The 12068-nt window shown below is 58.1% G+C and carries 5 protein-coding genes and 1 tRNA gene; 5 read left to right on the plus strand and 1 reads right to left on the minus strand.

Annotation, left to right across the window (positions count from 1 at the left end):
* Positions 1-6: 6 nt before the first annotated feature.
* From OMP44_RS13885 to OMP44_RS13900, 4 genes are read left to right on the plus strand one after another with little or no spacing between them, the layout of a single operon-like run.
* Complete coding sequence (locus OMP44_RS13885) at positions 7-3402, plus strand: DEAD/DEAH box helicase (RefSeq protein ID WP_280308946.1); 3396 nt, start codon at positions 7-9, stop codon at positions 3400-3402.
* Positions 3386-4876: a hypothetical protein gene (locus tag OMP44_RS13890; RefSeq protein ID WP_041110560.1), complete on the plus strand. Its 1491-nt coding sequence runs from the start codon at positions 3386-3388 to the stop codon at positions 4874-4876. Before OMP44_RS13885 ends, OMP44_RS13890 begins: the two co-directional genes overlap by 17 nt.
* The gene (locus OMP44_RS13895) at positions 4876-7347 is read left to right on the plus strand and encodes an AAA family ATPase (RefSeq protein WP_280308948.1); all 2472 of its coding nucleotides are present in this window, start codon (positions 4876-4878) and stop codon (positions 7345-7347) included. Before OMP44_RS13890 ends, OMP44_RS13895 begins: the two co-directional genes overlap by 1 nt.
* Positions 7347-9167 carry a hypothetical protein gene (locus tag OMP44_RS13900; RefSeq protein WP_280308950.1) on the plus strand — a complete coding sequence of 607 codons (1821 nt, stop codon included), beginning with the start codon at positions 7347-7349 and terminating at the stop codon, positions 9165-9167. The genes OMP44_RS13895 and OMP44_RS13900 overlap by 1 nt, the downstream gene beginning before the upstream one ends.
* A gap of 828 nt (positions 9168-9995) precedes the next feature.
* On the opposite strand, the gene OMP44_RS13905 is transcribed toward OMP44_RS13900, so the two are convergent.
* Positions 9996-10072, minus strand: a tRNA-Arg gene (locus OMP44_RS13905).
* 445 nt (positions 10073-10517) lie between these two features.
* Between OMP44_RS13905 and gabD the strand changes: the two genes are divergently transcribed.
* The gene (gene gabD, locus OMP44_RS13910) at positions 10518-11966 is read left to right on the plus strand and encodes an NADP-dependent succinate-semialdehyde dehydrogenase (protein WP_273861762.1); all 1449 of its coding nucleotides are present in this window, start codon (positions 10518-10520) and stop codon (positions 11964-11966) included.
* Positions 11967-12068 lie beyond the last annotated feature (102 nt).

Consider the following 12068-nt stretch of genomic DNA (forward strand, 5'->3'; position numbering starts at 1 on the left):
TAGCAAATGGAATTTAAAGATTTCCCCATGCTGTCAGTCGATGTGCTGGCGCTTTCTACAGATGAGTCCGTGGATGCCTTGCAGGACGGACAGGCGATTTTCCTTCAGCGCTACCAGGATGACTGGTTGGCGGTTCAGGGGGATGTGCGCATCCGCGTCAGTTGCACCCAGGCCGATGCCGAAATGTTTGGCCGTCTGGCCCTGCGTGATCAGACCCGCTGGTTGTTGACCGGTACGAAGAAGAACAAGCTGCTGGTGCAATACTGCGCACCGGTTGAAGTAACGGCAATGCAGCTTGAACTTGGCGTTGATGAGCTGCTTGCTGAGGATCTACACGCCAAGCACGAAATTGCCGACAGCACTGTTGAACTGGCCTGTCGCTGGTTTGTCGAGCACTTTGTGGTGCAGGGCCTGGCCGAGGGTGACTGGCTGACGGTTGCTCGCTTCAGCAATACCGCTAGCAAGGGCGGTTTTCAGTTGCTGGGTAATGGCTGGCGTGCCGATGTCGAGCAGCGCCAGGATGGCAGTTTTCTGCTCAAGCGTGTTAACCGTCATACCCATCGTGATGGTGCATTCTCCATCCTTCTTGGCCAATTTGAATTCAAGGATGCGTCTGTTGCGGCTGCACTCGGCAGTGCCAGTCAGCAGGCTCTGCTGAGTGCGGCGCTGCGTGACAACGCCAGCTATCTCGAACTCTGGAATCTTTACAACGATAAAGAGTGGCAAAGAGCTTTAGAGCAGGCAGAAAGTTTGGGTTCTCTGGCTTACGCCGAGTGCCACGGCTTTCAGGAGGGGCGTGGCAATGCCTGGCGTCTTATTCCCAAGTCGCAGGAGCAGTATCAGGCGTTCCGCGAGCGCTGGCGCGATCTGGAGCTGAGCAGCAATGATCAGTTTGATCTGGGCGATCAGCGCCCGGACTGGCTGGAAGAGCTTTCATCCGAGAAGGCTCAAAGGACTGCCAATGCTCCGCGGGGGACTATTCGCTTCGAGCCAGATTGCGTGATTTTCAAACAGGCGGCGGGTAAGACCAACATCCGACCGAAAGCGGGGAAGGGCTGGTTGTATCTGTCTCTTGCCGGCCAACGTTCGATGGGTAAGCGTCGCTTGGCAGCCAAGCAGTCGATTGACTCGGGCAAGCGGCTGCCGCAATTGAAATGGCTGCTGGAAGGGGTTGCGGTTCCTGCTGCGCGACGACGCCCGATCAGCGGGCTGACCCCATACGTGCTGGAGTCTTTCAAGGGTGGCAAGCCGACCGAGAAGCAGGCGCTGGCGCTGGATTGCGCGCTCAATACCCCTGATCTGGCAATCATCATCGGCCCTCCTGGTACCGGTAAAACCCAGGTTATTGCAGCATTGCAGCGTTGTCTGGGTGAGCGAGCGGAGAAGCAGAATATTGCGGCGCAGGTACTGGTCAGCAGTTTTCAGCATGATGCCGTCGACAATGCACTGGAGCGTAGCGATGTATTCGGCTTACCTGGCGCGCGGGTGGGCGGCAAGCACGGCGAGAGTGATCAGGCGGCTTTGATTGAGCCTTGGCTGGAACGCCAGGCGGCTCATTTGCACCGCAAGATTGCGCAGGAATACAGCCGCTTCCCTGAGCTTGAGCAGTTGCGGGCCATTTCCGCGAGGTTGGCCCTTGCCCGGGTAGCGAGTACCGGCCCTGCACAGCAGGCGGATGAGTTCCAGCGCCTTTTGCATGACTTGCGTGAACTGGAGCAAAGCGGCCTGGCATTGCCGCCCCGGCTTGAAAGTCAGTTCGAGGAGTATATCGATACGCTTGCCGGTCAAGCGCCGGCTACAGCTGCGGGAGGTCTGCCTCCCTCTCAGCTGCTCAGGCGTATCCGTGCTCTGCGTGTCGAGGTTGCTGCCTTTACCGATGATGGCGGCGAGCGTGCCTGGGATCTGCTGAGCTGGCTCAAGCGCCATGAAAAAGGTGTGGCCCCGGAGCTGCTGCGCCTGCTGGAAGAACTTGCCGACAGCTCGCACGTTGAGCCGGCGACCCTTCAGGCTCTGAAGATCTGGAAGGATCTGTTGCTTGATCAGCACTTGCCGGATTACCGGCCGGCTGCGCTGAAACGCCAGGTAGACCCTGATGGCCTAGCGCTGCTTGATGAGGTGGATCGCTATCTGGAAGACCGCATGGCCAAGCGCAAGCAGGGGGTTGCATGGGTCTTGGAGCAACTGGTCGATGGTCTGGAGTCCGATCGTTCCGCTGCGCGGGCTGTGGTCAATGAGTATTCGATGGTGGTCGGTGCAACCTGCCAGCAGGCTGCGGGCAAGCAGATGGAAATGTTGAAAGAGGTATCCACTAGCTCCAACTCGGATATCGAGTTCGATACGGTTGTCATCGACGAGGCAGCACGGGCCAATCCATTGGATCTGTTTATTCCGATGTCCATGGCCAAGCGGCGGATTGTTCTGGTGGGCGATGACCGCCAGCTCCCGCACATGCTTGAGCCGGATATCGAGGGGCAGTTACAGGAGGAGCATGAACTGACCGAACTGCAACTGGCGGCTTTCCGATCCAGTCTTTTCGAGCGTATGCGGGTCAAGCTACAGGATTTGGAAAAGCAGGATTCGATTCGCCGTGTGGTGATGCTTGATACCCAGTTCCGCATGCATCCGGTCTTGGGCAACTTTGTCAGTAAGCACTTCTACGAATGTGAAAACCTGGGGGTTCTGCATTCCGGCAGGCCGGCAGAGGCGTTTGTATTCAGCCAGGAGCTGCTTTCCAGGCTGGGGCCGCTGGCGGAGTCCTACCGTGGCCATGTTTGTCAGTGGATTGATGTGCCGGCGGTACAGGGGCGTGATCAGCGCCGGGGAACTAGCCGGGTTCGAGAGATTGAGGCGCAGCGCATTGCTGACGAAGTGGTAAAGCTGATGCAGGCCGGCGGTGAGGCGTTGTCTGTTGGCATCATTACTTTCTACGCGGCACAGCGCGATCTGATCATGGAGAAGCTCGCTCAGCAGAAAATCGACGGTACTCCCTTGATGGTAAAGCGCGAGGGGGGCTACGAGCCGCATGAGCAGTTCAAGTTGACCCGCAAGGTGCAGGCAGATGGAAGCGTGGTTGCAGAGGAACGCTTGCGGGTTGGCTCGGTGGACGCCTTCCAGGGCAAGGAGTTCGATGTGGTGCTGCTGTCTTGCGTGCGCAGTTTCCAGCCCAATCGCTCGGTGCGAGCTGCTGCCAGCGAGGGGGATGAGCGTGAGCTGCAACTGAACCGTCAGTTTGGTTTCCTGCGTTTGCCAAACCGCATGAACGTGGCCATGAGCCGGCAAAGGCAGATGCTGATTTGTGTCGGGGATGCTGCTTTGGCCAGTAACCCGGATGCACAAGAGGCTGTACCAGCTCTGGCTGCTTTTTATCAGCTGTGTGGGGGTGAGCATGGCTGCATTCGCTGAAACCGGTATTTATCTGCAGTTTGCTGAAAAGCCTCGCGGCGAGGCCAGGCCCTTGTTGTGGCCGGTGCTGGTTCATCGCGTGCTTTATCCCGAGGCAAAAGAGGCTCAGTTGAATCTGTTCCAGCGCGCTGTGCTGGGGTTGATCCGGGCACAGTTGACGCAAGCGGAGGCAATCGCTGAGTTGACCGGGCTGCATGTCAATCTGATCAAGCTGATACTGGCTCAAGGGGTGAGTAACGGCTGGCTGACTGATAGTGCCCGTGGGCTGACTGAAAAAGGCGAGCAACTGCTGGATGGTGAGTCTGTTGAGGATGACAACCTGAAGGCTGGTTATCTGTTCCAGGATGCTATCAGTGGTCAGTTCTGGCCACGCTTCGCTGAGCAGCTTGATTCGATCGAGCCCGAAGATCCGCTGCAACGCTATCCCGTATTCAAAGGGGAGCGGAAAAGCGGCAAGTCAATCCGGCCGTTTGTGATGGCGGCGGGCAAGTCATCACTGCCGACGTTGGATCATGAGGCGCTGGCGATAGCTTATCGCGACTATCGGGATGATTGCCGGGCAGCTCGGCAGCTCGATAGCGGCCAGTTCCCGCAATTCCTTAAGTTGTCTGGTGTGCAGCGGCTGGATGATACCGCCAAGCCTGCAAGGGTACTGCTCTGGGCCAAGCCTGATGACGAGGGGCTGGAGCTGTGGGCAGTCGACGATCCGTTTGCGCTGCGAGCCAACGCCTGGTGGTTACAGGATGCTTTGCGGGAGCAGACTGAGGGGGGTAACAAGTACCTGCTCAACCATTTACAGCCTTTGGTTTCTGTTCCGCGTGCGGATGATCAGACGGTTGAGCAGTGGCTGCAGGCCATGCGCCAGCAGGCGGATATGCAGGTGCTCACGGAATACCCCTGGGCGGCGCGGCAACCGGATATCAAGCGGCATTTGGCAGCCCTGCTACTGCGTATGAACAAGCTGGAACAAGGCGACCAGAGTGAGCAGGAACTGGATGCTGCAGTGATGGAGTGCCAGAAACTGCTTGAGGTCCTCATGCAGTGGTTGATTCACCAATATCCAGTTGAAGCAGGGCATCTGCCCAAACAGAAAATCGTTAATCGAGAGCTTAATGAGCGCTTGCTATCAGCCTTGCAGTTACCGGCCTTTACCTCGGGGGTTATCAGTACGCTGGCTGGGCAAAAGATTGGCCAGGTTATTCGGGCTTGTTCCCGGCCAAGCGATTCTCTCAAAGCTTTGCTGTTTGCTGCAGCAATGGGAACGCTTAACCACTCTGGGCACCCGTTCAAGACGCTGTTAGCTCGCGAGCTGCAACTTGACAGGCTGTTGCTGCTTGCGGATTTGCGTAACCGCAGCAGCCATGCGCAGAGCCGCTTTACCGGACGAGAAGTCGCCCCCCTCACCTATGAGGAAACGCTGGATAACATCCAGTACGCGCTGGGCTTCACCGAATTTTTTAAGGAATGGATGTAATGGGCAAGAAAAGCTCGAACAAGTTTGGTCCACAGCAAATCCCAGCAGCGGCACCGTCTGCGGCCGGTATGGCCCGTGCTTCAGTGGAGCAACAAGTGAATGTATTGAGCGCTTCTTTCGAGAACGCTTCCAAGGCCTATCAGTCCTTTGACATGACACTGGATATTTCTGTCGAGCGTGAGTGGTTGCGCGGCGTCTGCGAGCGTTTTGAGGGCGACAGTGATCTGGTTCGCTGGATTGAGCAATTCGCCACGCTCTGCAAGGAGTTGGTGCGCTTCAAGGAGCGTTTGCATGACGAATATGCCGAGCGGTGGGCTGCTGCCAGCAAATTAGCTGAAACTGCCGAGGTGGCGGCACTGGCGCAGGTAGCCGAACAGGAAGCGCTTGTGGCCGTCCGCTCCGGACTGGATGCAGAGAAAGCTGAGCTCAAGGCTGAGTGGGACAAGCTGCTTGAGGCTCAGCAGGAATTGGCGCTGAAGATGGCCGAAAATTTGGAGGCCGAGCGTTCCCTGAATATGCGAGAGGCCAATGCGCAAGCCGGCTTTGTTGCGGAAAACGAAGCGGCTTTACGTAAGCTGGAGGCGCAACAGCGTCAGCAGGTGCGTCAGCATGAAGCGGATCTTCAGTCGTTGCGCGAAGACAAGCACCAGCTCGACGGTGAAACTTCCCAGGCAGCAAGGCGGCTGGCGGAGGTCAAGTTCAGTTGCACGGAGGCAGAGGCTGAACGTGTCAGGTTGCTTGATCAGCGTGAGCACGACATCAAGCAGAAAGTGGTCGAGTTAGATCGTGCGCGTAGCCGCCTGGATCGTGAGTGGGCGGATATCCAGGCAGAGGAAAAGGCCTTGCAGCAGCGTCTGGATGAGGAAATGGCATCCGAGCGGGCGAATCATCACCAGGTTGTTGCCAAGCTGGAAGAGCAGCGTGAGCGGGCCTGGAGCAAGGCGAATGAACTCAAGGAGCAGCTGCTCGATATTCAGGAGCTCAAGCAATCCCTGGGCGAAGTATCCGGAGCTGAGATCCTGCAGCAACTGGAAGCGCTGCGTCAGGAAAACCGTGAACTCAAGCGCAGCCTGGAGCAATCGGATACGGCGCAATTGCAGCGCGATAATGACTACCTGCGTGACAGCAAGGCTGATCTTGAAAGAGAAGTAGCTGAGCTACGCCCTGAGCGGGATGAGCTGCGTCGTGAGTTGAGCGGCAAGCGTGTCGCGGCTACAGAGCTTGAGGCTGTCGCGCGTGAGAAGCGCGTTCTGGAGCAACACAAAAATACGCTCGCGGTGCACATCAATGATCTGGAAAGCCGCATCGAGCAACTGACCAGTGCCCAGAAGACCCAGACGCCATTCCCGGCAATGACGCTGATGGATACAGGTCGTGATTTCAGGGCGCGCATGGATCTGGATGCGGTGCCTGATCTCAAAACGTTTGCAGAGCAGTTGCAACACCGGATTGCCCTGGCTGAAAAGCCTGTAGAGCTGTTCTATCCGATCGAGGATATCCGCGTGTTGCTGGGGGGCTTGGCCATGAGCCAGCTGCATGTCTTCCAGGGTATCAGTGGTACCGGTAAGACCAGTTTGGCCAAGGCATTTGCCAAGGCTATGGGGGGCTTCTGCACAGATATCTCAGTGCAGGCCGGTTGGCGTGATCGGGATGATCTTCTTGGTCATTACAACGCCTTTGAGCGACGGTTCTACGAGAAGGACTGCTTGCAGGCGCTATACAAAGCGCAGACCCCGCGTTGGGAAGACACCTGCAACATCATCCTGCTGGATGAGATGAACCTGTCGCGCCCTGAGCAATACTTTGCCGAGTTCCTCTCTGCCCTGGAGAAGAACAACCCCGATGAGCGCTTGATCAGCCTCTCGGAAACGTCGTTGCCCAATGCACCTGCGATGCTGGCCGAGGGCCGCAAGATCAGGGTGCCAGCCAATGTCTGGTTTATTGGTACCGCGAACCATGATGAAACCACCAATGAGCTGGCGGACAAGACCTATGATCGTGCTCATGTAATGACTCTGCCCAAGCAGGATAAGCGCTTCACGATCAAGTCGTTTGAGCCGGCCAACTACTCTTGTCGCTCCTTGCGCAAGGCATTTGGCAAGGCAAGTGCTGAGCGCAAGGAGGAGGTCGTCAAGCTACTGAAGGACCTGACCGGCGATGCCTTCACCGAACAGTTGGGCAGTCAGTTTGAGCTGGGCTGGGGGAACCGCTTTGAAAAGCAGGCGCTGGATTTCATCCCTGTCATGCTGGCTTGCGGGGCTTCTTCGGGGGAGGCGCTGGACCACTTGTTGGCCACGAGAATCATGCGCCCTGGCAAAGTGACCGGCCGCTACAACGTTTCTGCCGAGACGCTGCGCAATCTGAAAGGCGCTCTGGAGGACTTCTGGATCAGCGCTGATCTGGCGGGTGATCCGCGCAAGTCTATGGAGCTGTTGGAGGCTGATATTCGTCGCCTGGATGGCCGTAGCTGATGTGGTTTGATCGTTTTACGGGTGAGCAGTGCCGGCAGTTGCCGGCACTCATTCAGCCCGGTCGCTATCAGTCTGTGAATGACGGGCCTGCATTTAATGGCCATGCACCGGTATTTACGGGTGTGCTGGTGAGTGATGGTGATCAGCGCTGCCAGTTGGGTGATGAGGCTTGCACTTTTACGCCGCCGCAAAAAAGTCTGGCGGCGGCAACGGAATTGCTGAGCAAGGTCATTGCGACGATTGATGCCGAGGCACTGCAGGCGCCTTTGATGTCTCCTTTGATGCCAGCTTCCATCATCGATGCCAAGAGCCATCTGCAGCCCTTTGAGGAGCGGCTTCTGGATGTGGTGAAGCAAGGGCATCTGCATCACATCTCGCAGCGTCCGCGCCTCGATCTTCACTATGAGGATGAGGTTGCTGATATCGGGCGTGCACGTCGTTTGGCCAAAGGGGCGCTGGTGCATCTGGCCTCGCACTCGGAGTGCTGGCAGCGGCAGACGTTGAGTGGCGTGATCCCCAAGAAGGTACTGGCCCGCTTCAGCGAAGATGACTATGGCATCTATGAGAATCGTGTCTATGCGCGCTTGCTGGATAAGATTGAACGCTATTTGCACGCGCGCTTGGCGGAGTTGCGTGGCTTGCAGGCGACGCTGAATCAGGCGCTGCGCTTCTATGAGGCGGAGAATGTCGATTACCGTCTGCGTGAAGAAATTTGCCGCTTGTGGGGGATGACATTCAGCGCAGAGGAAACCAGTAACGCATCAAAGTTGCTTGGTGAAACGCTTGAAAAGCTTGAACGCTTGTACCAGACGATTGCGGGCCTGCAGCAAAGTGGTCTGTATTTGTTGGTCAGCCGGCAGGCACAAGTGACAGGTGTGCTGCATATGACCAACATCCTTGGTCACGATCAGCATTACCGGCATCTGGCTATCTTGTGGGATCAGTTGGCCAAGGTGACACAGGCCAAACGTGCCACGCCGGCAGAGCGCTTCAGGCAGAACCAATCTCTAGCTTCTGTCTATTCTCGCTACGCCGGTCTGGTCATGAGGAGGGCGCTGCTGCCTTATCTGAATGGCCAGGACGAAGGTGTCTGGGCCGGAAGGCACATACTTCTTCGGCAACGTGGGCTGGAGTGGCAATTGCTTAGCAGTTCTCCTGCCCTTTCAACGCCAGAGGACGTATTGCTTACCATTGTGCCCTGGCTGAGTGATGCGCCTGCTCCTGAGGTGACTCCACAGAGCAAGGAGCGGTTTATCGCCTGGCCGGCAATGGGGCAGGAGATTGATGCAGCCTATTGTCCAGAGCAGTGGATACCGCTGTCTCCCACAGACATGTATTGCACGGAGCGCTTTGGCTTGCTGGTTGATCAGGTGCTTTGCCGAATGGCTATGATTACGTATGCGCAGCCGTTGCAAAAAATCCCGCAAAAGGTGCTGGAACAGGCAAAGCAGGTTGCGGGGGTTCAGGTTAATTCAGAGCAAAATGAACTGATTGTTACTGAGGCCTTGGCCGAGGAGGCAGTGACGGCGCTCAAGGAGGCTTTGGTTTCCTCTAACTCCACTGCGCAAGCGTCAGCCCTGGAACGTCACAACCAGGCGATTCTTGCTTTGGAAAAGTGCCCGGTTTGCACTGGCAGGGCTCCGCTGGTTTTCCAGAGCCCTGTAGGGTTCAAAGCCAACTGTTTGGATAAAAAATGCGCAACGCGCTATCTGCGCTTGGAGCAGGCCGGGCGTGTTTTTGAGCAGTCAATATCGGAGTCCACTGGGTTTACGGTGGTTGGACGAAGGGCATTTACGATTAGGCAGATGGCTGGCGCCTGAGATGATGCCCGGCCGCTAACGTTCATTTGCGACAGGTTGTGCAGTTGTTCGTCGGTTTGCCAGGCGCTGTGGCACCTCGATACGGCCCACCACGCGTTCTCGACCAAAAACAGCAGGCTGCTTGGGTTGACGAACTTTTGACAAGTCAGCGTCCTGTGCAGGTCTGATATGCAATTTGTGACCAGCCCAGATCGACGGTTCCCGTAGACGCTGATTGATTCGATGGATTGGTGCCCCGTCATGTAGGCGATGGCCTTATCGCTCTCGCTGGAGGCTTTTAGGTTTGAGCCCAATTGGTGGCGGAAGCTTTTCAGGGTTGGGTGCTGCTTGCGCCTTGGCCACAGCGCTCTGCACTCTTTGCGTAGACGATCCCGAATAGCTGTATTGGTACGTTGGCAGATACGCATACATTTCGCTGCGCCCGCCACAGCCTGGAGCACCGCAGGGTCGTCAATGACCAGTGTTCTGTCGGAGCCCCTATCCTGCGGGACGCTTTTTCCGCCGATGACATGGATGTTGGATTCCACGGCCCTCCGGCCACCCGCCTGGGCAGGCAGCGACGCAAGATTTCTTCACTACCATCGACTAGTAGCTGCAGCTCGATTTATGGCTAGTACTCAAAATCCCCGCTCGCAAAATAGGGCGCCAGACTTTGAGGCACGGTTTAGGCACAGAATTGGCACAGCCCGAAAATGAGTCGAAAAGGAGCGCTGCGGGCAGTACTCACCACAATCTGAGTATCCGCATGGAGATCAATTTTGAGAGATTAGCCAATTCGGGATCTGGATCGGCAGAGCCTTAGGAAAAGGCTTTTAAATCATACAGATATGGCGCACCAGGCGGGATTCGAACCCACGACCCCCGCCTTCGGAGGGCGGTACTCTATCCAGCTGAGCTACTGGTGCGTATATGTTGCGGCGGTCTATTTGACCATTAGCTGACACCCTTCTCAACTCGATGAGTATTGCCTTCGGAGGGCAGTACTCTATCCAGCTGAGCTACGAGTGCAGCGATTCGGTGACGCTGAATCGGTCGCCATCATACTCACCTTGCCCCCGACCGTCCATGCCCGGATGCACGATGTTGTTGATTTTGAACGACTGTTTCGCGGGGCGTAGCAAGGGCTGCATAAACAAGGAGGAGGGCGACGCGAAAACCTGGCTAGCGCTCTTGCGCAGGGGTTCAGGATTCTCCTAGGATGCGTTCAATATTTCGAACGCCTAGGGCGGTTCGGACGTTGCTCGAGCGGGCGCTGAACGGTGGCGATGCCAGCGTTTCCAGGCCTGACCCTATCGCAGGCGCAGGGGTGTCATGCCCTTGCTTCCGGCCCTTTCAGCCAAGGAGACCGTAATGCAGCTCAAAGACGCTTCCCTGTTTCGCCAGCAAGCCTATGTCGACGGCGCCTGGATCGACGCCGACAGCGGTGCCACCGTCAAGGTGGACAACCCGGCCACCGGCGAGACCCTGGGCACCATTCCCAAGCTCGGTCGCGCCGAGACCAAACGTGCCATCGACGCCGCCAACCGCGCCCTGCCGGGCTGGCGCGCGCTGACCGCCAAGGAGCGTTCGGCCAAGCTGCGGCGCTGGTACGAGCTGATGATCGAGAACCAGGACGACCTGGGCCGGCTGATGACCCTGGAGCAGGGCAAGCCGCTGGCCGAGGCCAAGGGCGAGATCGCCTATGCCGCCTCCTTCATCGAGTGGTTCGCCGAAGAAGCCAAGCGCATCTATGGCGATACCATCCCCGGCCACCAGGCCGACAAGCGCATCCTGGTGATCAAGCAGCCCATCGGCGTCACCGCCGCCATCACGCCGTGGAATTTCCCCACCGCGATGATCACCCGCAAGGCCGGTCCGGCCCTGGCCGCCGGCTGCACCATGGTCATCAAGCCCGCCAGCCAGACCCCGTACTCGGCACTGGCCCTGGTCGAGCTGGCCGAGCGCGCCGGCATTCCCAAGGGCGTGCTGAGCGTGGTCACCGGCTCCGCCGCCGAAATCGGCGCCGAGCTGACCGAAAGCCCCATCGTGCGCAAGATCTCCTTTACCGGCTCCACCGAGATCGGTGCCAAGCTGATGGAGCAGAGCGCGCCCACCATCAAGAAGCTGTCGCTGGAACTGGGCGGCAACGCGCCCTTCATCGTCTTCGACGACGCCGATCTGGACAAGGCCGTGGAAGGCGCCATCGCCTCCAAGTACCGCAACGCTGGCCAGACCTGCGTCTGCGTCAACCGCCTCTATATCCAGGACGGTGTCTACGACGCCTTCGCCGAGAAATTCAAGGCCGCGGTGGCCAAGCTCAAGGTCGGCAACGGCCTGGAAGAGGGCGTGACCATTGGCCCGCTGATCGACGCCAAGGCGGCGGCCAAGGTCAAGGAACACATCGACGACGCCGTGAGCCAGGGCGCCAGGGTCATCGCCGGGGGCAAGGCCCACGCCAACGGCGGCAGCTACTTCGAGCCGACCATCCTCGCCGACGTGCCCAGGAGCGCCAAGGTGTCCAAGGAAGAGACCTTCGGCCCGCTGGCGCCGCTGTTCCGCTTCAAGGACGAGGCCGAGGTCATCGAGCTGGCCAACGACACCGAATTCGGCCTGGCCTCCTACTTCTATGCCCGCGACCTGTCCCGCGTGTTCCGCGTGGCCGAGGCGCTGGAGTACGGCATGGTCGGCATCAACACCGGCCTGATCTCCAACGAAGTCGCACCCTTTGGTGGCGTCAAGGCTTCGGGCCTGGGCCGCGAGGGCTCCAAGTACGGCATCGAGGACTACCTCGAGATCAAGTACCTCTGTCTGGGCGTCTGATCCCGTTCGGTGGGCTTCGCTACGCTTAGCCCAACCTACCTATATCGTAGGTTGGGCTGAGACGGCTCCATCGTCGAAGCCCAACGGGGCCCGCCGATCCAA

It is taken from the genome of Pseudomonas flavocrustae, assembly GCF_029872515.1.
Lineage (GTDB): Bacteria > Pseudomonadota > Gammaproteobacteria > Pseudomonadales > Pseudomonadaceae > Chryseomonas > Chryseomonas aestiva.

Bases quoted from the DNA above. Each gene is read 5' to 3' on its own strand.
- OMP44_RS13885 (WP_280308946.1), top strand. From the start codon at position 7: ATGGAATTTAAAGATTTCCCCATGCTGTCAGTCGATGTGCTGGCGCTT.
- OMP44_RS13890 (WP_041110560.1), top strand. From the start codon at position 3,386: ATGGCTGCATTCGCTGAAACCGGTATTTATCTGCAGTTTGCTGAAAAG.
- OMP44_RS13895 (WP_280308948.1), top strand. From the start codon at position 4,876: ATGGGCAAGAAAAGCTCGAACAAGTTTGGTCCACAGCAAATCCCAGCA.
- OMP44_RS13900 (WP_280308950.1), top strand. From the start codon at position 7,347: ATGTGGTTTGATCGTTTTACGGGTGAGCAGTGCCGGCAGTTGCCGGCA.
- gabD (WP_273861762.1), top strand. From the start codon at position 10,518: ATGCAGCTCAAAGACGCTTCCCTGTTTCGCCAGCAAGCCTATGTCGAC.